A 22,641-nucleotide genomic window follows, 5' to 3' on the forward strand; every position below is an offset into this window, starting at 1 on the left:
GAGAGGCCCGCGCAATGCCCGAGCAGAAGACGTCCGAGAGGCCCCCGCAGCGCCTCGCCCGCTGGGTGTTCTGGCCGGCCGCGGTGATCACGCTCTCGATCGCCGCGTTCGCGATCCTCGCCCCCGAGGTCGCCACCGAGGTCTTCGCCTCCCTGCAGACCACCGTCGTCAACACCTTCAGCTGGTACTACGTGCTGATCGCCGCGGTCTTCGTCGCCTTCGCGATCTGGATGGGCGTCAGCCGCTTCGGCGACATCACGCTCGGCGCCGACGACGACGAGCCCGAGTTCTCGATGCTCTCCTGGATCTCGCTGCTCTTCGCGGCCGGGATGGGCATCGGCCTCGTCTTCTACGGCGTCGCGGAGCCGCTCACCCACTTCGCCACCCCGCGCCCCGGCGTGACCGGCACCGAGACGGAGCTCGCGCAGAGCGCCATCTCGCAGACCTATCTGCACTGGGGCGTGCACGCCTGGTCGATCTACGTGGTCGTCGGCCTCGCCCTCGCCTACGCGATCCACCGCCGGAAGCGCCCGGTGTCGATCCGCTGGGCGCTCGAGCCGCTGCTGGGCCGACGCGTCCGCGGCGGCTGGGGCAACACCATCGACGTGGTCGCGCTCGTCGGCACCATGTTCGGCGTCGCCACCTCGCTCGGACTGGGCGTCACCCAGATCTCGGCGGGGCTGGAGTCGAGCGGCATCGTCGACTCCTCGCTCACCGTGCAGATCATCGTGATCGCGATCGTGACCGCCCTCACCGTGTTCTCGCTCGTCTCCGGCGTCGGCAAGGGCATGAAGTGGCTCTCGACCGGCAACCTGCTGCTCGCCGCCGCGCTGCTCGTGTTCGTGCTCGTCGCGGGCCCGACGCAGTTCCTGCTGCGCGAGTTCGTGCAGTCGCTCGGCAACTACCTGCAGAACTTCATCGGCCTCACCTTCACCGTCAGCGCCTACGCCGGGCAGGAGGGCGAGGCCTGGCAGGCGACCTGGACGACGTTCTACTGGGGCTGGTGGATGTCGTGGGCGCCGTTCGTCGGCATCTTCATCGCCCGCGTCTCGAAGGGCAGGACCGTCCGCGAGTTCGTCGCGGGTGTGCTGCTGGTGCCGACGATCATGACCTTCCTCTGGTTCAGCGTCCTCGGCGGCACCGCGCTCTACCGCGAGCTCTACGGCGACGGCGGGCTCGTCGGCCCGGACGGCGCAGTGAGCACCGACACGGCGCTCTTCTCGATGCTGCAGGGCCTGCCCGCGGGCTCGGTGCTCACGGTCGGCGCGATCATCCTGATCGGCGTCTTCTTCGTCACCTCCGCCGACTCCGGCGCCCTGGTGATGGCGATGATCGCCACCGGCGGCGACGCGGAGCCGCGCAACCGCATCCGCATCTTCTTCGCGCTCGCGACGGCGCTTCTCGCGCTCTCGCTGCTGATCGCCGGCGGCCTCGACGCGCTGCAGACGGCCGCGATCCTCTCGGCGCTGCCGTTCAGCGTGGTGATGATCCTGATGTGCGTCGCGACGGTGATCGCCTTCCGGAGGGAGATCCGCGCGTACGACAAGGCCCGCCGAGCCGCCTTCGTCGGCGACATCGGCTCGTTCTACGGCCTCGAGGTGGAGGAGCCGCTCGAGCGCGAGCCGGCGCACCCGCTGAAGCGGCTGGCCCAGCGGCTGCGGCCGGGGTCGCCGCCGCACGAGTAGGCGCGCGGACCTCGAGACGCCCGGCGGCGCCGGACTGCTCGATCAGCGGGGTGCCGTCTCGACGCTTCACGCCAACGCTCGGAGCAGCCTGCGCGCTTGCTAGCCTCCAACGCCGGGGCCGAGCGAGAGGGAGCGGCATGCTGATCGTCTACGTCGACGAGTTCGGCAATCACACCCTCGATCGCGACGAGGCGGCAGGAGAACCGGCACTGAGGCGCGGCGCCAGCCAGTACTTCGTGCTCGGCTACGTCGGGGTCCGCGATACGTCGCGGCGCGCACTCGCGGAGCGCATCATGGAGGTCAAGGAGAAGCACTTCGGACACTCTGCTGCTGGGGGACTGCCCTGGGCCGATTCCGAGATCAAGGGACGTCACCTCCGCCGGGTGGCGCGCAGTGTCGCGACGGGACACCACCTCGACAGACCGGCCGCGTACCGGACCCTCACCACCGAGAAGCACACGGCGGCCCTCTTCAAGGACATCGGTCTCCTCTTCGACACCTTCCGCCCCCCTCGTCTTCGCCGCGGTGGTGGACAAGCTCGAGATGATCGCGACGGGGCGCGAACTCACGCCGTTGGGCGTCGCCTACGCATACCTGCATCAGCGTGTCGCAGCGACCGTGGGTGACTTCTCCTCCGACGCCGCGATGTTCGTCGCAGATCAGCAGTCTCAGCACGAGAAGTTCTTCCGCAGCGGTGGCCTGAGGGACGCGCGAGCGACCCTGGACAGGGTGCTGCGAAGGAGGCCCGACTACGACCTCGTGCTCGACAAGCCGCTGTGGGTCGACACCGAGCTCAGCCACTGGGACCGGGAGATCCTTCAGCTCGCGGACATCGTCGCCTACTCCGCAGGCGCCTACCTCACGAGGGGAGGGTCCCCGCAAGAGCAGAGCTACCTCTGGAAGCAGATCCGCCGATGCATGGCACTGCACCAGAAGACGGGACTGCGACTCGGTGCCGGCTTCTCGCTGTACGCGAGCAGCGCACGGATCCCGACGGGCGATGCCGGCGACGTGTGACCAGCCGATGAGGGAGAACCGGCGCGATACGGAGCCCGCCGGATTCCAGAAGCCCCCGCTCGCGCCGGTGCCGAGAGGCTAGCAGGCCGCCCATGTCGCTGGTCGAGGCGGCGCGGCGGAGCGGCGTCTGCTGCAGGATCTCGAGACGCCCGGCTGCGCCGGGCTCCTCGATCAGCAGGAGCTCGGCCGCGGAGCCGCAGGCGACGCCGCGTGACGGCGGATGGCGCCGTGTTACGCGCTGGATGGCCGTGGGCTGAGCAGACTCGTAGGTTGGCCGGGTCGTCAGCCCACGCAAGGAGCCCGTCCGCATGTTCCGTTTCACGTCCCCGTCCCGCTCGCGCGTCGCCGCGGCCGTCGGCGCCGTCCTCGTGGCAGGCCTGCTCGCGGGCTGCACCGCGCAGGCGGCGGATGAGCCCGCGTCCACCTCCGGCACGCCCGTCGAGGGCGGCTCGCTCGTCTTCGCCGACATCGAGCTGCAGACCGACTTCCAGGTGCAGAAGGGCTTCAACTACACGCAGTCGAACGTCTTCCGCACCATCGCCGATCGGCTCACCGCCTTCGACCCGGAGAACGGCGAGGTCGTGCCGTGGATCGCCTCGGAGTGGAGCGTCAACAGCGACAACACCGAGTTCACCTTCACGATCCGCCCGGGCGTCACCTTCTCGGACGGCACTCCGCTCGACGCCGCGGCGGTCAAGGCGAACCTCGACCAGCTCGGCCTCGGCGACGAGGCGAAGAAGATCGTCAAGAACCGCGACTTCATCGGCTACGCCGGCTCGGAGGTGACCGGCGACGACACCGTCGTGGTGCGCCTCTCGGAGCCGAACGCCGACTTCCTCAAGGCGACGGCCGCCTCGACCGCGAGCCTGGTCTCCACCTCGACCCTCGCGCTGGACTACGCCGGCCAGGCCGACATCTCGAAGATCGTCGCCTCCGGCCCCTTCGTCTTCGCCTCGCAGGTGCCCGACCAGGAGATCGTCTTCGACAAGCGCGAGGACTACGCCTGGCCGTCGTCGATCTCGACGAACACCGGCGCCGCGCACCTCGACGAGGTCACCTTCCGCGCGATCCCCGAGGTCGGGCTGCGCGTCGGCGCCGTCTCCTCCGGTCAGGCTGACATCTCGCGCGGCATCCAGCCGACCGACGAGGCCGCCGCGGCCGCCTCCGGCATCGAGCTCGCCGTCGCGCAGGCTCCGGAGCTCACCGCCAACTGGCTCGCCTTCCGCGGCGACGCCCCGGTCGTCTCCGACCAGGACGTCCGCCGAGCTCTGCAGATCGGCTTCGACCGCGACGCGCTGAAGTCGACCGTGCTCAGCGACAGCTACCCGCTCTCCGGCTCGGTGCTCAACCGCTCCGCCCCGGGCTTCGTCGACCTCAGCGACGACCTCGCCTACGACGCCGACGAGGCCGAGAAGCTGCTCGACGACGCCGGCTGGACCGTCGGCTCCGACGGCGTCCGAGAGAAGGACGGGCAGCGCCTGGCCCTCTCGGTCGCCGCCAGCCCGCGCAGCGTCGTGATCAAGCCGGCCTTCGAGTTCATCGAATCGGAGTGGCGCAAGCTCGGCGTCGAGCTGACCAACAACGCCGGCGACAGCGCCATCCTCGCGACCGCCCTCGGCGACCCGGCCTACCCGGCCATCGGCTCGCGCCAGTTCTACCTCGGCGGCCTCGGCCCGCTGTTCAGCGCCGCCGGCAACACCAACACCTACGTCTCGGACGACGAGTTGAACGGGCTCTTCGCGACCGAGCGCGCCGCGACCGACCCCGCCGCCCGTGACGACGTCCTCGCGGACATCCAGGAGCGCCTCGTGCTCGGCACCAACCTGCTGGTGCCGCTCTGGGACGAGGTGCAGGTGCACGCCGTCGGCGCCGGCGTGCACGTGAGCTTCGACGGCGGCACCGCTCCGCTGCTCCAAGAAGCCTGGGTGCAGAGGTAGCCGCGGTGCTCCGGTATCTCGCCGGCCGGGCCGGTCAGGCGGTGCTCGTTCTCTGGCTCACGTACACGATCGTCTTCGCGGTCGTGCAGCTGCTGCCGTCCGATCCCGTCACGATCTTCCTGGCCGGCGACGCCGGAGCCGACCCCGCGCTGGTCCAGCAGGTCAGCGCCCTCTACGGCTACGACAAGCCCTGGTACGAGCAGTACCTGCTGCAGCTGGCGAGCCTGGTGCGCGGCGACTTCGGCTTCTCGCTCTCCACCGGCCAGCCCGTGCTCACCAGGATCGGCGACGTCGTCGGCAGCACCGTGGCGCTGGCCGCGACCGGGCTGCTGCTCAGCATCGTCATCGCCGTCGGTGTCAGCGCGGCGGCGTTCCTCATCGACGCGCCGCGGCTGAAGGCGCTCGTGGTCGCCGTGCCGTCGCTGTTCAGCTCGGTCCCCGTCTTCTGGCTCGGGATCATCGTGCTGCAGGTGTTCTCCTTCCAGCTCCGGATCCTCTCGCTCTTCCCCGACGGGTCGCTGCTGTCGCTGCTCATCCCGGCCCTGGTGCTCGCGATCCCGGTGTCGGCGCCGATCGCACAGGTCCTGCTGAGCGGCGTCGAGCAGGCGTCCGAGCTCGCCTTCGTGAAGACCGCGCGGGCCAAGGGCGCCCGGCCGCTGCGGGTCTTCCTCCGGCACGTGCTGCGCTCCTCGCTCGGCGCGACCACCGCCGTGATCGGCACGACGCTCGGGATCCTCCTCGCCGGCTCGGTCATCACCGAGACGGTCTTCGCCCGCCCCGGCCTCGGCTCGGTGCTGCTGAAGGCGGTGATCGCGCAGGACGTGCCGCTCGTGCAGGGCCTCGTGCTCTTGACGACGCTCGTGGTCGTCGTCACCACCCTCGTGCTCGACCTGATCGCGCCCGTGCTCGATCCCCGCGTGCTGCGCACCCGCGGACAGAAGGGACTGGTGCGCCTTGGCGCTTGAGCTCACCCGGACGGCGGACGACCGCCGTGCCGGCCTCCTCCGCAGCCTGCCCGTCCCCGGGGCGGCCACGATCCTCTCGGCGGCGCTGATCGTCGTCGTCGTGCTCTGGCTGATCGCGCCCGGCTGGTTCACCTCCTCCGACCCGCTCACCGGCGACTCGGCACAGGTGTTCCTCGCGCCGAGCCTCGCCCACCCCTTCGGCACCGACCACCTCGGCCGCGACGTGCTGGCGCGGATGATCTTCGGCACGAGCCAGACCGCGCTCACCGCCGGTCTCGCCGTGGTCGTCGGGCTCGTGCTCGGCACCCTCGTCGGCATCGTCTCCTCCACCCTCGGCTCGTGGGCGGAGTCGGTGAGCATGCGCGTGATCGACGCCCTGATCGCGCTGCCGGCGTTCATGATCGCGCTGTTCGTCGTCTCGGCCTACGGCGCGGGTCCGGTCTCGCTGGGCATCGGAGTCGGCATCGGCTCGGTCGTGCTGTTCGCGCGGGTGACCCGGGCCGAGGTCCTCCGGGTCCGCTCGCTCGACTACCTCGAGGCGAGCCTGCTGGCCGGCGCCGGCTACCTCCGCCAGCTGACCGGCCACGTGCTGCCCGCGATCACCGGGGCACTCGTCGCCCTCGCCGTCGTCGACTTCGGCGCCGCGGTGCTGGCCGTCTCGGCGCTCGGCTTCCTCGGCTTCGGCACCCCGCCGCCCACGCCCGAGTGGGGGCTGATCATCGCCGAGGGCCGCAACTACCTGGCCAACGCGTGGTGGATGACGGCGCTGCCCGGGACCTTCGTTCTGGTCGTCGTCGTCGCGCTCGGCGTGCTCAGCCGCTACCTCGGAAAGGCGACCCGTGCCTGACGCCGCCGGCTCCACCGCCGCCACCGCACCCGCCCTGCAGCTGGAGGGTCTCTCGCTCGACTACCGCGTCGGCCGCCGCGGGGTGCGCGCCCTCGACGACGTCTCGTTCTCGGTCGGCCGCGGCGAGATCGTCGCCCTGGTCGGCGAGTCCGGCTCGGGCAAGTCGACCATCGCGAACGCGGCGACCGGACTGCTGCCCGACGGCGCGCGCGTCACCGCCGGCCGGCTGCTCGTCGACGGCGCCGACGCGACGCGGCTCTCGGAGTCGCGCTGGAGCCGGATCCGCGGCCGCCGCGTCGGCCTCATCCCGCAGGACCCCGGCTCGAGCCTCACGCCCGTGCTCACCATCGGGGCGCAGGTCGCCGAGATCTTCGCGATCCGCGGCGAGCGCCTCTCGCGCAGCGAGCGCCGGGCCCGCTCGATCGAGCTGCTCGAGATCGCGGAGGTGTCGCGGGCCGCCGACCGCCTGACCCAGTTCCCGCACGAGCTCTCGGGCGGCCTGAAGCAGCGCATCCTGATCGCGATCGCCTTCGGTCTCGACCCTGCCCTGCTGGTCGCCGACGAGCCGACCTCGGCGCTCGACGTCACGGTGCAGAAGCAGATCCTGCGCGTGCTCGACCGCCTCGCCGCCGAGCACGGCACCAGCGTGCTCTTCGTCACCCACGACCTCGCGCTCGCGACCGACCACGCCTCCCGCGCCCTGGTGCTGCAGCGCGGGCGCCTGGTCGAGGATGCGCCGGTCGAGCGGATCGTCCGCACCCCCGCCGTCGACTACACGGCCGAGCTGATCGCGCACGCCCGGGCGACGCAGACCGCGCCGCCGCCGAGCGCGGCCGCCGGCTCCTCCGCCGACACGGTGCTGGAGGTGCGGGGGCTGTCGAAGACCTTCCCCGGCCGGCGCGGAGGCGACCCGGTCGCCGCCGTCGACGACGTCTCGTTCTCACTCGCCCAGGGCCGCACGCTCGCGCTGGTCGGTGAGTCCGGCTCGGGCAAGTCGACGACCGCGCGGATGATCCTCCGCCTGCTCGACCCGAGCGCCGGCACCGTCCACCTCGGCGGGCAGGACGTCACGAACGTCTCCGGCCGCGACCGGCTGGCGCTCTGGCGCACCGTGCAGCTCGTCTACCAGAACCCGGACTCGGCGCTCGACCCTCGCTGGACCGTCGGGCGGATCGTCGCCGAGCCGATCGTCGGCTCCGTCCCGCCGCGCGAGCGCCGCGCCCGGGTCGAGGAGCTGCTCGACGCCGTCTCGCTGCCGGACGGCGCGATCGACAAGCGGCCGGGCGAGCTCTCCGGCGGCCAGCGCCAGCGGGTCGCCATCGCGCGGGCGCTCGCTCCGCGCAGCTCACTCGTGGTGCTCGACGAGGCGCTCAGCGCCCTCGACGTCATCACGCAGGAGCGGGTGCTGCAGCTGATCGAGCGGATCCAGCGCGAGCAGGGCGTCTCGTACCTGTTCATCTCGCACGACCTCTCCACCGTCCGCCGGCTCGCGCACGACGTGGTCGTGCTGCGCGCCGGCCGGGTCGTCGAGCAGGGCGGCTCGCGCGAGCTGTTCGAGGCGCCGCGCACGGACTACGTGCGCGAGCTGCTCGACGCCGTGCCCGGGCGGCGGCTGCTGAGCGACCCCGACGCCGACCCGAGCCCGACCACCGGGCCGACCGCCCGCACTGCCGAGGAGCCCCGATGAGCACCGCCCCGAAGCCCCTGCGCTTCTCCGCCTTCGTGATGAACACCGCCTCGCACATCCAGCACGGCCTGTGGCGGCACCCGGACGCGCGCCAGCACGAGTTCACCTCGCTCGCGCTCTGGACCGACCTCGCCCGGACGCTGGAGCGCGGCCGCTTCGACGCGATCTTCTTCGCCGACGTCCTCGGCCTCTACGGACCGGCGCGCGGCGACTACGCCGTCAACGCCCGCGAGGGCCTGCAGTTCCCGAGCAACGACCCGTCGGTGCTGCTCGGCGCGCTCGCGGCGGTGACCGAGCACCTCGGCCTGGTCTTCACCTCCTCGGTGCTGCAGGCGCACCCGTTCGAGTTCGCCCGCCGCGTCTCGACGCTCGACCACCTCTCCGGCGGCCGGGTCGGCTGGAACGTGGTCACCAGCGCGCAGGAGAGCGCCGCGCGCAACTTCGGCGCCGACGGGCTCGAGGAGCACGACGAGCGCTACCGCTGGGCCGAGGAGTACCTCGAGGTCGTCTACAAGCTCTGGGAGGGCTCCTGGGACGACGACGCGCTGAAGCGCGACAAGGCGCTCGGCCACCCGCAGGACGCGGTCTTCGCCGACGCGGGCGGGATCCACCGTATCGACCACGTCGGCGAGCGCTACCGCGTGGCCGGCCCGCACCAGAGCCCGCCGTCGCCGCAGCGCACGCCGGTGATCTTCCAGGCCGGCTCCTCCCCCGCGGGCAGCGCCTTCGCGGCCCGGCACGCGGAGGGCCAGTTCGTGCTCACCTCCGGGATCGACAAGACCCGCACGCTGATCGAGCAGACCCGCGCCAAGGTCGCCGCGACGGGCCGCTCCGCCGAGGACCTCGCCTTCTTCCTCGGCCTCGCCTTCGTCACCGGCGACACCGAGGAGGCGGCGCAGCGCAAGGCCGCGGAGCTCGACGAGTACCTCTCCAGCGACGGCTTCCTCCTGCACAGCAACCTCGCCTTCGATCCGAGGACGGGCGAGCCGCTCGACCCGGACACCCCGCTCTCGGAGCTCTCGACCGGCACCAACGTCAGCCACCTGCAGTGGATGCGCGAGCTCTCGCCCGACCCGGACCCGAAGGTGCGCGACCTGGCGACCCTCGCGGCGAAGCTGCGCGGCCGGATCGTCGGCACGCCCGAGCAGATCGCCGACCGCCTCGCCGAGTGGCAGAACGCGGGGATCGACGGCGTCAACGTCATGAACTGGATCCTGCCCGGCAGCTTCGAGGAGTTCGTCGACCACGTGATCCCGGTGCTGCAGGAGCGCGGGCTCGCTCAGCGCGAGTACGCCCCGGGGACGCTCCGGCAGAAGCTGTTCGGACGCGACCAGCTGCCCGACGAGCACCCCGCGCGTGCGTTCCGCGGCGCGTTCACGGGAGACGCCGCGACGGAGGCCGCTCGATGAGCCTCAGCACCGCCGACCTCGCCCGGTTCCGCGCCGTCATCGCCGAGGTCGGCGCGGAGTCGCTCGTCCGCGAGCGGGAGCGCCGCCTGCTCCACCCCGAGATCGCCGCGCTCGTCGCCTCCGGCTTCACCGCGATGCGCGTGCCGGTCGAGTGGGGCGGCGCCGGCGCGACCCTGCCCGAGTTGTTCACCCTCCTGGTCGAGCTCGGCGCGGCCGACCCCAACCTCCCGCAGGCGCTGCGCGGCCACTTCGGCCTGGTCGAGCGCTTCCTCGTCGGCGGCACTGCCCGCGACGAGACCTGGCTGCGGCGCGCGGCGGCCGGCGCCCTCTTCGCCAACTCGCAGGCCGAGAAGGGCTCCGCGACGACGACGGAGGCGCGGCTCGTCCCGGTCGACGGCGGCGGCTGGCGGCTGACCGGCCGCAAGTTCTACACGACCGGCACCCTCTACGCCGACTACACCTGGACCGGCGCGCTCGACCCCTCGGGCGAGCGCTACGGCGCCGTCGTGCCGACCGCCGCGCCCGGCGTCGAGGTGCTCGACGACTGGACCGGCTTCGGCCAGCGCCTCACCGCGAGCGGCACCACCGTCTTCGCCGACGTGCCGCTGGACGACGAGAGCGTCTACCGGGTGCTGCAGGAGCCCGACTGGTACACCCTCGACTTCCGGCTGCTGCTGCACCTGCTGCTTCAGGCGACGATGGCGGGCATCGGCCGCGCCGCGCTCGAGGACACCCTCCGCTTCGTCCGCGGCCGCTCGCGCTCGTTCGGCGTCGCCGGCGAGAGCCTGCCCCGCGAGGACCCGCGGGTGCAGTCGGTCGTCGGCGAGCTGGCGAGCCGCGTCGCCGCGGTCGAGGCCCTGGTGCACGACGTCGCCCGCGACTACGCCGCCGTCCGCGAGCGCGAGCACGCCGACGAGGCCGAGCGCACCCGCGACTACGTGCGGGTGCAGATCCGCCAGTTCGAGGCGCAGCAGATCGCGGTGGCCGACATCGTCGCGGTGACATCGCGCCTGTTCGAAGTGGGTGGCGCCTCCGCGGTGCTCACCGAGTCGGGGCTCGACCGGCACTGGCGCAATGCCCGTACGATCGCCTCGCACAACCCGGCGGTCTTCCGTCAGGCCGCGATCGGCGCCTACCTGCTGAACGGCACCGAGCCCGAGACCGACTTCCGCACCAGCGTCCCGCCCCAGGAGCAGCCCGCATGACCGATCCCCGCCCCCTGCTCTTCAACGCGTTCGTGATGAACACGCCCTCGCACATCCACCACGGCCAGTGGCGGCGGCCCGGGGCGCGGCACGACTCGTTCGAGGACCTGGGGCACTGGATCGAGGTGGCGAGGACGCTCGAGCACGGGGTGTTCGACGCGATCTTCTTCGCGGACGTCGTGGGCACCTACGGCGCGGTCGGCGCCTCGCTCGAGGTGAACGCGCGCGAGGGCCTGCAGCTGCCCAACAACGACCCGTCGATCCTGCTGGCCGCCCTGATCGGCTCGACCGAGCACCTGGGCCTCGCGATGACCAGCTCGATCCTGCAGGCGCACCCGTTCGAGTTCGCGCGGCGGATGTCGACCCTCGACCACCTCTCGAAGGGCCGGGTCGCCTGGAACATCGTCACCAGCTACCAGGAGAACGCGGCCCGCAACTTCGGCCTCGACCGCCTCACCGAGCACGACGCCCGCTACGCCCAGGCCGAGGAGTACCTCGACGTCGTCTACAAGCTGTGGGAGGGCTCGTGGGACGACGACGCGTCGGTGCGCGACCAGGGCGGCGCGTACTCCCGGCCGGAGTCGGTGCACCGGATCGACCACGTCGGCGAGGCGTACCGGGTGGAGGGGCCGCACCTCTCGGCGCCGTCGCCGCAGCGCACGCCCTTCCTCTTCCAGGCCGGCTCCTCACCCGCCGGCCGCGCTTTCGCGGCCCGGCACGCGGAGGCGCAGTTCGTCGGCGGCTCGACGACGGAGCAGACCCGCGAGCTGATCGCGTCGACCCGCGCGCTGACGGAGGCGGCGGGGCGCCGCGGCGACGACGTCCTGTTCTTCTCACCGCTGTCGGTGATCGTGGGCAGCACCGAGCAGGAGGCCCGCGAGCGCGAGGCCGAACTCGACGCGTACACGAGCGTCGACGCCCACCTGCTGCACGCCGGACTCAGCGTCGACCAGGCGGACGGGAAGCCCTTCCCGCCCGAGACGAAGCTGCGCGACATCGTCACCAACGGCAACCGCAGCACGCTCGAGTCGATGATCCGGCTGCTGCCCGACCGCGACGCGACCGTCGCCGATCTCGCCCGCCTGGCCGTCGGCCGGCACCAGCGCGTCGTCGGCACGCCCGAGCAGATCGCCGACCGGCTGTCGGAGCTGCGCGACGCGGGTGTCGACGGCATCAACCTCGCGCACTGGACGCTGCCCGACAGCTACGTCGAGTTCGTCGACGAGGTGATGCCGGTGCTGCGGGCGCGCGGCCTCGCCCGCTCGGAGTACGCGCCCGGCGGGCTGCGCGAGCGGCTGACCGGCGCCGCGCGGCTGAACCCGCGGCACCCGGCGGCGCGCCACCGCGGGGCGTTCCGCGGCTGACGAGGGTCGGCCGCCTCGTCACTGGCCGCCCGCAGCGACGTCAGCCGTCGAGCGTGTGCACAGCTCAGGCCGGCAGCGGCGGATCGAGTGTTTTCGGACCGATCCGGCCCTTCTAGCCTGAGCTGTGCACGCGCCGGGCCGGAGCCCGGTCCGTCGCTCAGCTCGGCGAGGGGACGAAGGGGTGCTCCGGCGGATCCTGGTCGTCGTCGAGGCGGGCGTCGTCGTCGAGGCGCGAATCGGCGCCCTCGTCGGTCGCCTCTCCGGTCGCCTCCGCGTCGTCGACCTCGGCCGGGTCCTCCGGGGGGACCGGCAGGGAGTCGGCGGCGGGACGGGTGGTGTCGGTGACGTCCTCGGGGGCGTCGAAGCCGAAGCTGCTCATGGTGTCCTCTCCGCGGCGCACCGGGAGGCGACGCCGCTGCCGGCAGCCTAGGTCGCGCCTCCGGGAGCGGTCACCGGCTTGACGGCGCCGCCCACTGCGAGAACCTTCGGCACGCGGATCCGACCTCGGCACGCGGGATCGCGCGATTCCGGCGAGCCGGACGATGTTCCACGAGCCGGAGGTCGGCGAGCGCGGACCGCAGGGGAGCGAGCGGAAGCACGCGGCCGCTGCGACCGTCAGTGCACGTACTCCAGCAGGTCGACGCCCAGCGTGCGCATGCCGTCGAGCACCGCGAGGCGGTAGCGCAGACTCGAGTCGTCGAACTGCGTGATGACGGCGTAGGCGACGCCGGCGCGCGGGCCGCGGAGCACGCCGACCTCGGCGCGGACGCCCACGTCGGTGCCGGTCCGGTTCACCAGCAGGACGCCGTGGTCGGGCTGCCGGTGCGAGAGCGCGTCGAGGCCGAAGGCGGAGGCGACCATCGACAGGTCGCTGTTCAGCGAGAGCCAGCCGATGACGCGCGAGCTGACCGCGGGGTCGACGACCTCGCCGTTCGCGAGTGTCGCGAGCAGCCAGGTCAGCTCGCTGGCCGAGCCGATGGAGAGCTGCGGAGCGTCGTCCGGACCGCGCTCGTCGCGGACGACGTCGAGCAGGGCGGTGCGCGAGAGGCCGAGCGCCTCGGCCCGCTCGCGGACGGCGTCGAGTCCGACCCGGCGCAGGAGGACGTTGGTGGCCAGGTTGTCGCTGGTCGCGCCGACGAGGGCGGCGAGATCCGCGATCGGCATCGACGGGATCTGCAGGTGCTGCCAGATCCCCGTGCCGGTGACGGCGTCGGCGGCGGTGCGGTCGACGAGGCGCAGGTTCTCCTGCGGGTCGGTGGCGAGCCGCGCCGCGACCTCGACCAGGAGCACGATCGTGCCGACGGACGCCGTCGGCATCGAGACGGAGTCGTCGACCGCGAAGAGGGCGCGGCCGGTGCCGAGGTCGACCGCGCGGGCCGACACCACGACGCCGTCCAGGGCGAGCCGGCCGAGCGCGTCGAAGCCGCGCTGGAAGTCGTCGTGGTCGTAGTCGCCCTTGTGCCGGCCGCGACGGGCACGACGACTCTCACGACGGGTCTCGTGGGCGGGGATCACCACGGCTGCGGCCTCTCTCCGGGTCGGTGGAACGGTCGGTGCGGAGGGGAGGAGCGGGGTCCACCGCGACGACGCGTCGGTGGACGGACGGCGCGGAAGGCATCGGTCGGCTCTCGATGCCCGCCGCTCGCCCGTGGTGCGGGACGGCAGTCGGCGGCGACTACCAGATGGCGACGCGCTCGCTCGGCGGGAGCCAGAGGGAGTCGCCTTCGGTGACGTCAAAAGTAGCGTAGAACTCGTCCAGGTTCCGGACGATCTGGTTGCAGCGGAACTCCGACGGCGAGTGCGGGTCGATGGCGAGCAGGCGGATCGTCTCCTCGTCGCGCGCCTTCTGCTGCCAGGCCTGCGCCCAGGAGAGGAAGAAGCGCTGCGCGCCGGTCAGGCCGTCGATCACGGGCGACTCCTCGCCGTCGAGCGAGAGCAGGTAGGCCTTCCACGCGATGCCGAGACCGCCGAGGTCGCCGATGTTCTCGCCGATGGTGAGCGCGCCGTTGACGTGGTGGCCGGGCGTCGTCGCGGGAGCGAGGGCGTCGTACTGCGCGATGAGGGCCTTCGTGCGCTCCTCGAACGCGGCCCGGTCGTCCTCGGTCCACCAGTCGGTCAGGCGGCCGTCGCCGTCGAAGCGCGAGCCCTGGTCGTCGAAGCCGTGGCCGATCTCGTGGCCGATCACCGCGCCGATCGCGCCGTAGTTGGCCGCGGCGTCGCGGGACTCGTCGAAGAAGGGGAACTGCAGGATCGCGGCGGGGAAGACGATCTCGTTGAAGCCGGGGTTGTAGTACGCGTTGATGGTCTGCGGCGTCATGAACCACTCGTCGCGGTCCAGCGGCTTGCCGATCTTGCCGAGCTCGCGGTCGAACTCGAAGGCGGCGACGCGGCGGGCGTTGCCGACCAGGTCGGCCGGGTCGATCGAGAGGGCGGAGTAGTCGCGCCAGCGGACCGGGTAGCCGATCTTCGGCGTGAACTTCGCGAGCTTCTCCAGCGCGCGCTCGCGGGTGTCGGCGCCCATCCACTCGAGATCCACGATCGAGCGGCGGTAGGCCTCGATCAGGTTCGCGACGAGGACGTCCATCGCGGCCTTCGCCGTCTCGGGGAAGTGGCGCTCGACGTATATCCGGCCGACGGCCTCGCCGAGCGAGCCCTCGACGAGCGAGACGGCGCGCTTCCAGCGCTCGCGCTTCTGCGGCGTGCCGGTGAGGGTGCGGCCGTAGAAGTCGAAGTTGGCGTCGACGAAGTCGCTGGAGAGGTACGCCGCGGCGCCGCGGATCACCTGCCAGGACAGCCAGTCGCGCCAGGCGGGGAGGCGGTCGTCGGTCAGCAGGCCGGCGAGCCCCTCGAGGAAGCTCGGCTGGCGCACGACGACCTCGGCGAGCGCCCCCTCCGGCGCGCCCATCGCGGTCAGCCAGACGTCGAGGTCGATGCCGGCGGCGAGCTCGGTGACCTCGGCCCAGGAGCGGAGGTTGTAGGTGTCCTGGCTGTCGCGGCTGCGCACCTTGTCCCAGTGCACGGCGGCGAGGTCGGTCTCGAGCGCGACGATGCGCTCGGCGCGCGACTCCGGCGAGTCGATGCCGGCGAACCCGAGCATCCGGGCGACGAAGGGCAGGTACGCCTCGCGGACGGAGGCGAACTCCTCCTCGCGGTAGTAGCTCTCGTCGGGCAGGCCGAGGCCGCCCTGGTTGACGAACACGAGGTAGCGCTCGGGCTCGCCCGGGTCGTTGTCGACGAAGAGGCCGAAGAGGCCGGGGACGCCCGCGCGCTCGAAGGTGCCGACGGCCTGCAGCAGCGCGGCGATCGAGTCGACGCGCTGCACGTCCGCGAGGTCGTCGGCGAGCGGGGCGGCGCCGAGCTCCTCGGCGCGCGCCTCGTCGAGGAAGGAGGTGTAGAGGTCGCCGAACATGCGCGCCTCGGTGCCCTGCGGGGCGGACTGCGCCTCGACGATGATGTCGCGGACCGCCTTCTCCGCCTCCTCCTGGAGCACGTGGAAGGAGCCGTAGCGCGCCTTGTCGCTCGGGATCTCGGTGCGGTCGATCCACAGCCCGTTGACGTGGCGGTAGAGGTCGTCCTGCGGACGCGTCGCCGGGTCGAGTTCGGAGAGGTCGATACCGGAGCGAGGCGTCGTCGAGGTCATGGCGTCAAGCCTACGTCGGGGGTCGGACACCGCGGCCCCGGGGCGCGGGTCCGGCTCGCCGAACCGCCCCCGGCACGCGGGAACCAGCCGATTCGACGAGCCGGAGCCGATTCTGCGTGCCCGAGGTGCTTCAGTCAGCGGCTCCGGCACGCGCGAGCGCCTCCGGCACGCCAGAACCGGACGATCCGGCGAGCCGGAGCGGATTCCGCGAGCCGGAGGTCAGCCACCGGCCGCAGGACGCGGCTCAGCCGGCGAGCTGCTCCTCGACGTAGGCGCGGATCGGGGTGGTCGGGCGGCCGATGAGGCGGGCGAGCGAGCCGTCGGTCTCGCCGAGGAGCCCGTCGGCGATGTTCGCGTCGAGGCCGACGACGAAGCCGACGCCGCCCTCGGGGACGCCGGCCTCGGTGAGGATGCGGGTGTGCTCGGCGGAGTCGACGTGCGTGATCGCGGCGTCGCGGCCGGCGACCTCGCCGACGAGGGCGGCGAGCTCGTCGAAGCTCCAGGCGGTGTCGCCGGAGAGCTCGTGCACCGAGCCGACCAGGGAGGCGTCGAGCAGGGCGACGGCGGCGGCCTCGGCGTAGTCGGTGCGGGCGGCGCTGGAGACGCGGCCGTCGCCGGCGCTGGAGAGGGTGGTGCCGGTCGAGGCGAGCTCGGCGACGGTCTGCGCGTAGTTCTCGTTGTACCAGCCGTTGCGGAGGATCACGGCGGGGAGGCCCGAGGCGGCGATCGCCTCCTCCGTCGCCTTGTGCTCGGGGGCCAGGATCAGCGGGCTGGTGGTCGCCTTCGGGGCGCTCGTGTAGACCAGGCGCGCGCCGGCGCGGGCGGCGGCCTCGATCGCGGCGGTGTGCTGCGCGACGCGCTTGCCCACCTCCGAGCCGGAGACGAGCAGCACGGCCTCGGCGCCGGAGAAGGCGGCGTCGAGCGAGGCCGGGTCCTCGAAGTCGGCGACGGCGGTGCGGACACCGAGGTCGGCGGCGAGCGCCTCGAGCTTGGCGGCGTCGCGGCCGGTGGCGACGATGTCGGAGGCGGCGGTGCCGCGGGCGAGCAGGTGCTCGACGGCGAGACGGCCGAGGTGGCCGGTGGCTCCGGTGACGACGAGGGTCATGGGGGTGGTCCTTCCGTTCGGGAGACGGCGGGTGGGGCGCCGTCGGAGAGGGGAACCGGGCCGCACCGCCAGAACTTCCCGGAATGCAGTACCCACTATTTGGTTAGTACTCCTGTGACCATCATCGAGAGCCCCCTCCTCACCGGCGACGTCTACTCCGCCGACTGCCCGAGCCGCGAGGTCTTCGGCCACGTCACGAGCAAGTGGGGCGTGCTCGTCCTCGCCGCCCTGGCCGAGCGCGGCCTGCGCTGGGGCGAGCTGCGGCGCCGGATCGGCGGCATCAGCGAGAAGATGCTGGCGCAGACCCTCCGGACCCTCGAGGAGGACGGCTTCGTGCACCGCGAGGCGCTCGCCGTCATCCCGCCGCGGGTCGACTACGCGCTGACCCCGCTCGGGGCCGAGCTGGCCGAGCGGCTGCTGCCGGTCGTGGAGTGGATCGCGGACAACGTCGGCGCGGTGCTGGCCGCCCGGGACGCCCGCTGGAGCGACGAAGGATAGCCTCACCTTCTTGTGAGAACGTTCATATTCCGTTCAGGGAGAGGCCTCCGCTGAGCGGGATGCGCGTCCCCTCGCACTGGTCCACTCGATCGCACTGCCTGCCGATCGAAGGACGACCATGACCGATACCGCCCGACGCCCGCTCCTCCTCCCCATGGCGGGGCACGTGCGCGGCAAGCGCAGCCCCGTCACCTGCGCCCTGAAGTGCGCCAACGCATGCTCGACCGCCGCCTGCAACACCTCGCACAACAGCTCGTTCCGCGACATCGTCGCCCGGCAGATCTCGCGCCGCAGCGCCCTCGGCCTGGGCCTGGCCGGCGCGGTCACCGTCGCCGTCGCCTCGGCCGGCGGCGCCCCCACCGCCGAGGCGGCCGTCGCCGGCGCCGCGGTCGGCGGCTCCCCGCTCGCCTTCACCCCGATCGCCCCGGTGCCGTACACGGTCGACGAGTTCACCGTGCCCGAGGGCTTCGCCTGGCAGCCGATCATCCGCTGGGGCGACCCGCTGTTCGCCGACAGCCCCGCCTTCGACATCCGGAACCAGACGGAGTCGGCCCAGGCCGCGCAGTTCGGCTACAACAACGACTACACCGACATCGTCGAGATCCCCGGCTCGAAGCGCCTGCGCGCCCTGCTGGTCGTGAACCACGAGTACACGAACGAGTCGATCATGTTCCCGGCCGCGCAGCTCGAGGCCGAGCCCGAGCGCGTGCGCGCCGTCGGCCGCGCCGCCCACGGACTCAGCGTCGTCGAGCTGGTCCGCACCGCCGTCGACCGCCCCTGGGCCTACGTCCAGGGCGGCGAGCACAACCGCCGCTACCTGCTGGACACCCCCTACGAGGTCACCGGCGCCGCGGCCGGCTCGGCGCTGCTGAAGACCGCCGCCGACCCGACGGGACGCTCCGTCCTCGGCACGCTCGGCAACTGCTCCGGCGGCACCACGCCGTGGGGCACGATCCTCTCCGGCGAGGAGAACTTCAACGGCTACTTCCGCGCGACCGCGACCAGCGACGCCGAGAAGCGCTACGGCCTCACCGACGCCGAGACCGCCCGCCTCTGGGAGCTCGACGACCCGCGCTTCGACGCCCGCACGCCCGGCTACGAGAACGAGCCCAACCGCTTCGGCTGGATCGTCGAGTTCGACCCCTTCGAGCCGGAGTCGACCCCGAAGAAGCACACCGCGCTCGGCCGCCTCAAGCACGAGGGCGCGAACGTCATCGTCGCCCCCGACGGCCGCGTGGTCGCCTACCAGGGCGACGACGAGCGCTTCGACTACCTCTACAAGTTCGTCTCGAAGAAGCGCTACATCGAGGGCGACCGCGCGCACAACAAGACCCTGCTGGAGGAGGGCGACCTCTTCGTCGCGAGCTTCACCGGCGACTCCCCCGTCGCCGAGATCACCGGCACCGGCGCGGTCCCCTCGGACGGCGGCTTCGACGGCATCGGCGCCTGGCTGCCCCTGGTCCTCGACGGCGCGTCGATGATCGCCGGCATGAGCGTCGAGGAGGTGCTCGTGCACACCCGCATGGCCGCCGACATCGCCGGCGCGACCAAGATGGACCGCTGCGAGGACGTCCAGCCGAGCCTGGTCAGCGGCCGGATCTATGTGGCCTGCACCAACAACTCCAACCGCGGCACCGAGGGCAAGGAGGGGCCGACCGAGGTCAATCCGCGCACCGAGAACCGCGACGGCCACATCGTCGAGATCATCGAGGACGGCGGCGACCAGACCGGCCGCACCTTCACCTGGAACCTGCTGATGCTGTGCGGCGACGTCGCGCAGGGCGACACGGTGTACTTCTCGGGCTTCCCGGTCGACCAGGTCTCGCCGATCTCCTGCCCGGACAACCTCGCCTTCGACTCCGTCGGGAACCTCTGGATCTCGACCGACGGGGCCCCCAGCGGCATCGGCTACAACGACGGCCTCTTCAAGGTGGCGCTCGAGGGCGCCGAGCGCGGCCGGGTGGAGCAGTTCCTCTCGGTCCCGCGCGACGCCGAGACCTGCGGGCCGATCGTGCACGACCAGGACCAGCACGTGTTCGTGGCCGTCCAGCACCCGGGCGAGGAGGGCACCTTCGAGGCGCCGAGCTCGTACTTCCCGGACTTCGCTTCTGCGGGAGTCGTCGCCGCGGGTGCCGTCGCGGCGCCGCGCCCGGCGATCGTGCAGATCCTGCCGGCGTCGCAGCTCGTCACGCCGACGCCCACGCCGACCGCGGGGCCGACCACGGCGCCGACGGCGACTCCGACGGCCGGGCCGACCTCGGTGCCGACCGCCGCGCCCACCGCCGGGCCGACCGCCGGGCCGACCGCGGTTCCGACCGTCGCGCCGACCGGCACGCCCGTCCCCCTGCCCGTGGGCGGCGGCGGCGGACTCGCCTCGACCGGTGTCGAGAGCGTGGGCCTCGTCGCCGGCGCCGCCGCCCTGCTGACCGCGGGTGCGGCCGCACTGGGTCTGGGTGCGCGCCGCCGCGCGGCCGGCACGGAGGCCGAGCCCGAGGCCTGAGCGGGGACGCAGGTCCGTTGTGCAGGCGATCCGACGATCGGCGGCGCGCTCGACGCGGTGGAAAGTGTCTTCCGCCGCCCGGTCGCCTGCACAACGGTCGGACACCTGCACAACGGACGGACGCCTGCACAACGGGGGCCTGAGGGGTGCGCTAGGTTGAGCGCGATGTCGACCCTCCGGAGCCGCGAGTCCGCGGTCATCGTCGCCGTGCAGCGCTCGCCGCTGGCACCGCCCCTGCGCCCGATCGCCCGCTGGCTCAGCTTCTTCGGCGAGCACGCCGCGGGCTGGCTGCTGCTGGGCGTGGTCGGTGCCTTCGCCGATCCGTCGCGCTTCTGGGCGTGGGCGCTCTGCGACGTCGCGATCGTCGTGGCGCACGGGCTGTCGATCGTGATCAAGCGCGTCGTCCGGCGGCCGCGGCCCCTCGGCGAGGGCGTCGAGGTGCGGGGGACGGCGCCGAGCAAGCTCAGCTTCCCGAGCTCGCACGCGTCCTCGACCACCGCGGCGGCGATCGTGTTCGCCGTGATGCTGCCCGCGCTCTGGCCGCTCGCCGTCCTCGTGGTGCTGGTGATGCTGCTGTCGCGCATCGTGCTCGGGATGCACTTCCCGACCGACGTGCTCGCGGGCGCGGCGCTCGGCACGCTCGCGGCGCTGGCCGCGCTGCCGTTCCTCCCACTCTCGTTCTAGCTTCCGGCGCGGGGGCGTCTGCCGTCCGTTGTCCGATCTGCAGGTGATCCGCGCGTCTGTCTTCCGCGCCTCGCGGTGGAAGGCGCCTTCCACAGCGGATCGCCTGCAGATCAGACGGGAGGCTCAGAGGAGGCGGCGGGCCGAGGCCCAGGCGGTCAGCTCGTAGCGGGAGGAGAGCTGGAGCTTGCGCAGCACCGCGGAGACGTGGGACTCGACGGTCTTCACCGAGATGAAGAGCTCGGCGGCGGCCTCCTTGTAGGCGTATCCGCGGGCGATGAGGCGCATCACCTCGCGCTCGCGGGCCGAGAGGCGGTCGAGCTCGTCGACGGACTCCGCCTGCTCACCGCTGAGGGCGCCGAACGCGTCGAGGACGAAGCCGGCCAACCGCGGCGAGAACACGGCGTCACCGCCCGCCACCGCGAGGACCGCCCGGCTGACCTCGGGGCCGGAGCTCGCCTTGGTGATGTAGCCGCGAGCGCCGGCGCGGATGACGCCGACGACGTCCTCCGCCGCGTCCGAGACGCTCAGCGCCAGGAAGCGCACCGCGTCGAGGTGCGCGGCGCTGCGGCGCAGGACCTCGGCACCGCCGCCACCCGCGCCGCCGGGCAGGTGCACGTCGAGCAGCACCACGTCCGGACGCTCGGCCGCGACCAGCGCGACCGCGGAGTCGGCGTCGGCCGCCTCGCCCACGACGTCGAGCTCGGGGGCGAGATCGGCGCGCAGGCCGGAGCGGAAGATGGAGTGGTCGTCGACCAGCACGACGCGGGTCACCGCTCGGCCCCCGCCGGCAGGCGCAGGTGGACCTCGGTGCCCGAGCCGCCCGCTCCGGGCCGCACGGTCGCACTGCCGCCGGCGCGCGCCATCCGGCCGACGATCGACTCGCGGATGCCGAGGCGATCGCCGGGGAGCGCGCCGAGGTCGACTCCGGGGCCGCGGTCGCGCACGAACACGTCCACCCCGGTGGCCGACGACTCCACGTAGACCGAGACCTCGCCGCCAGCGTGCCGAGCGGCGTTGAGCATCGCCTCGCGGGTCGCAGCGAGCACGGGGGCGGCGCCCGGAACCGAGGCCCCCACCGCGACCACCTCGAGCGTCGCCGGCCAGTCGAGCTCGATCGCGGCCGCGATGGCGCGGATCTCGGCCGCCAGGTCGTTGGCGACCGGGACGTCGCGCTCGAACAGCCAGTCGCGCAGCTCCCGCTCCTGCGCGCGGGCGATGCGGGCGACCTCGCTCGAGGCGCCCGCCCGGTTCTGGATCAGCGCGAGGGTCTGCAGCACCGAGTCGTGCAGGTGCGCGGCGATCTCGGCGCGCTGCTCCTCGCGCACCCGCGCCGCGCGCTCGCCCATCAGCTCGGTCCACAGCGTGACGACCCGGGGCGCGGCGAGCACGCCCGCGGCGACCAGGAGGACGCCGACGGCGAGGACCGCGTTGACCGCGCTCGGGCGGGCCGTGAGCACGGCGGCCCCGGCGACGACGAGCACGGCGCAGGCGGCGAGGCGGACCAGGGCGGAGGAGCGCGTCGAGCGCGACGGATCGCCGCGGTCGAGTCCGAGACTCCAGGCGACGGCGCCGCCCGAGAGCACCGCGACGGCGGCGAGCGCCCGGGTGACGTCGGCGTCGTCGCCCCCGCGCAGCGCGACCACGACCGAGAGCGTCGCGGCCCCGGCGACGCCGACGAGCAGCACCGCGACCGGAACCGACCGCCGCACACCGCCGGTCTGCGCACCGGAGTCCGGGCCCGCGTCGCGCAGGGGAACCAGTGCCCAGAGCCACAGGTAGAGCAGCGCGCCGCCGCCGCCCAGCAGCGTCGCGACGATCATGAGGAAGCGCACCGTCCCCGGGCGCAGGCCCAGGTGCTCGGCGAGCGCCGCGCACACGCCGCCGAGGACCATCCGGCGCGGGCGGCGCAGCGGAGGCCGGGCCGAGGCGGGCCGGCCCGCGGACGATCGGCCCGGGGACGACCGACGCCGCGGCGGGTGCGCCGCGGTGCTCGGGAGGGTGGGTGTGCTCACCCCTGCATCCAAACAGGTCGTCGGGGTCGCCGGGGCGGGAGTCGGGGTCGGATCAGGGGTTCCCCCGATGGTCGGCGCCTGTGGAG

19 protein-coding genes are annotated in these 22,641 nt (G+C 72.9%); 13 read left to right on the forward strand and 6 right to left on the reverse strand.

The window, feature by feature from the left end:
• The first annotated feature begins 14 nt into the window (after positions 1-14).
• The 10 genes from MT353_RS17020 to MT353_RS17065 all read left to right on the forward strand — a co-directional run bounded on the left by MT353_RS17020 (position 15) and on the right by MT353_RS17065 (position 12,116).
• Complete coding sequence (locus MT353_RS17020; RefSeq protein WP_243625395.1) at positions 15-1,685, forward strand: BCCT family transporter; 1,671 nt, start codon at positions 15-17, stop codon at positions 1,683-1,685.
• Positions 1,686-1,822: 137 nt separating this feature from the next.
• On the forward strand, positions 1,823-2,311 hold the full coding sequence (locus MT353_RS17025; protein ID WP_243625396.1) for a DUF3800 domain-containing protein: 489 nt from the start codon (positions 1,823-1,825) through the stop codon (positions 2,309-2,311).
• Complete coding sequence (locus MT353_RS17030; RefSeq protein ID WP_243625397.1) at positions 2,211-2,702, forward strand: hypothetical protein; 492 nt, start codon at positions 2,211-2,213, stop codon at positions 2,700-2,702. The genes MT353_RS17025 and MT353_RS17030 overlap by 101 nt, the downstream gene beginning before the upstream one ends.
• A 308-nt stretch (positions 2,703-3,010) precedes the next feature.
• Positions 3,011-4,639 carry an ABC transporter substrate-binding protein gene (locus tag MT353_RS17035; RefSeq protein WP_243625398.1) on the forward strand — a complete coding sequence of 543 codons (1,629 nt, stop codon included), beginning with the start codon at positions 3,011-3,013 and terminating at the stop codon, positions 4,637-4,639.
• 5 nt (positions 4,640-4,644) lie between these two features.
• Complete coding sequence (locus tag MT353_RS17040) at positions 4,645-5,604, forward strand: ABC transporter permease (protein WP_243625399.1); 960 nt, start codon at positions 4,645-4,647, stop codon at positions 5,602-5,604.
• Positions 5,594-6,451, forward strand: coding sequence for an ABC transporter permease (locus MT353_RS17045; protein ID WP_243625400.1), 858 nt, complete (start codon positions 5,594-5,596; stop codon positions 6,449-6,451). Before MT353_RS17040 ends, MT353_RS17045 begins: the two co-directional genes overlap by 11 nt.
• Positions 6,444-8,138 carry an ABC transporter ATP-binding protein gene (nikE, locus tag MT353_RS17050; RefSeq protein WP_243625401.1) on the forward strand — a complete coding sequence of 565 codons (1,695 nt, stop codon included), beginning with the start codon at positions 6,444-6,446 and terminating at the stop codon, positions 8,136-8,138. The genes MT353_RS17045 and nikE overlap by 8 nt, the downstream gene beginning before the upstream one ends.
• A complete protein-coding gene (locus MT353_RS17055) occupies positions 8,135-9,547 on the forward strand; it encodes an LLM class flavin-dependent oxidoreductase (protein WP_243625402.1) in 1,413 nt (470 codons plus the stop codon). Before nikE ends, MT353_RS17055 begins: the two co-directional genes overlap by 4 nt.
• Positions 9,544-10,752 carry an acyl-CoA dehydrogenase family protein gene (locus tag MT353_RS17060; RefSeq protein ID WP_243625403.1) on the forward strand — a complete coding sequence of 403 codons (1,209 nt, stop codon included), beginning with the start codon at positions 9,544-9,546 and terminating at the stop codon, positions 10,750-10,752. The genes MT353_RS17055 and MT353_RS17060 overlap by 4 nt, the downstream gene beginning before the upstream one ends.
• Entirely contained in the window at positions 10,749-12,116 is a 1,368-nt protein-coding gene (locus MT353_RS17065; RefSeq protein WP_243625404.1) for an NtaA/DmoA family FMN-dependent monooxygenase, read from the forward strand. Before MT353_RS17060 ends, MT353_RS17065 begins: the two co-directional genes overlap by 4 nt.
• Positions 12,117-12,273: 157 nt before the next feature.
• On the opposite strand, the gene MT353_RS17070 is transcribed toward MT353_RS17065, so the two are convergent.
• The 4 genes from MT353_RS17070 to MT353_RS17085 form a co-directional block, all read right to left on the reverse strand.
• Positions 12,274-12,495 carry a hypothetical protein gene (locus MT353_RS17070; protein ID WP_243625405.1) on the reverse strand — a complete coding sequence of 74 codons (222 nt, stop codon included), beginning with the start codon at positions 12,493-12,495 and terminating at the stop codon, positions 12,274-12,276.
• Positions 12,496-12,731: 236 nt separating this feature from the next.
• Positions 12,732-13,634, reverse strand: coding sequence for a serine hydrolase (locus MT353_RS17075; RefSeq protein ID WP_123447174.1), 903 nt, complete (start codon positions 13,632-13,634; stop codon positions 12,732-12,734).
• A gap of 157 nt (positions 13,635-13,791) precedes the next feature.
• Positions 13,792-15,756 (reverse strand): M13 family metallopeptidase, encoded by a 1,965-nt coding sequence (locus MT353_RS17080; protein WP_243625406.1) that lies wholly within the window; start codon positions 15,754-15,756, stop codon positions 13,792-13,794.
• 244 nt (positions 15,757-16,000) lie between these two features.
• Complete coding sequence (locus MT353_RS17085) at positions 16,001-16,861, reverse strand: NAD(P)H-binding protein (RefSeq protein WP_243625407.1); 861 nt, start codon at positions 16,859-16,861, stop codon at positions 16,001-16,003.
• Positions 16,862-16,975: 114 nt separating this feature from the next.
• On the opposite strand from MT353_RS17085, the gene MT353_RS17090 reads away from it, so the two are divergent.
• The 3 genes from MT353_RS17090 (at position 16,976) to MT353_RS17100 (ending at position 20,543) form a co-directional block, all read left to right on the forward strand.
• On the forward strand, positions 16,976-17,359 hold the full coding sequence (locus tag MT353_RS17090) for a helix-turn-helix domain-containing protein (RefSeq protein ID WP_243625408.1): 384 nt from the start codon (positions 16,976-16,978) through the stop codon (positions 17,357-17,359).
• 118 nt (positions 17,360-17,477) lie between these two features.
• Positions 17,478-19,859: an alkaline phosphatase PhoX gene (locus MT353_RS17095; RefSeq protein ID WP_374204720.1), complete on the forward strand. Its 2,382-nt coding sequence runs from the start codon at positions 17,478-17,480 to the stop codon at positions 19,857-19,859.
• 165 nt (positions 19,860-20,024) lie between these two features.
• The gene (locus MT353_RS17100; protein WP_243625409.1) at positions 20,025-20,543 is read left to right on the forward strand and encodes a phosphatase PAP2 family protein; all 519 of its coding nucleotides are present in this window, start codon (positions 20,025-20,027) and stop codon (positions 20,541-20,543) included.
• A gap of 123 nt (positions 20,544-20,666) precedes the next feature.
• On the opposite strand, the gene MT353_RS17105 is transcribed toward MT353_RS17100, so the two are convergent.
• The gene (locus tag MT353_RS17105) at positions 20,667-21,314 is read right to left on the reverse strand and encodes a response regulator transcription factor (RefSeq protein WP_243625410.1); all 648 of its coding nucleotides are present in this window, start codon (positions 21,312-21,314) and stop codon (positions 20,667-20,669) included.
• A complete protein-coding gene (locus MT353_RS17110) occupies positions 21,311-22,555 on the reverse strand; it encodes an ATP-binding protein (protein ID WP_243625411.1) in 1,245 nt (414 codons plus the stop codon). Before MT353_RS17110 ends, MT353_RS17105 begins: the two co-directional genes overlap by 4 nt.
• Positions 22,556-22,641 lie beyond the last annotated feature (86 nt).

The sequence above is a fragment of the Rathayibacter sp. VKM Ac-2927 genome, assembly GCF_022815525.1.
In the GTDB taxonomy this organism is placed as follows: Bacteria; Actinomycetota; Actinomycetes; order Actinomycetales; family Microbacteriaceae; genus Rathayibacter; species Rathayibacter festucae.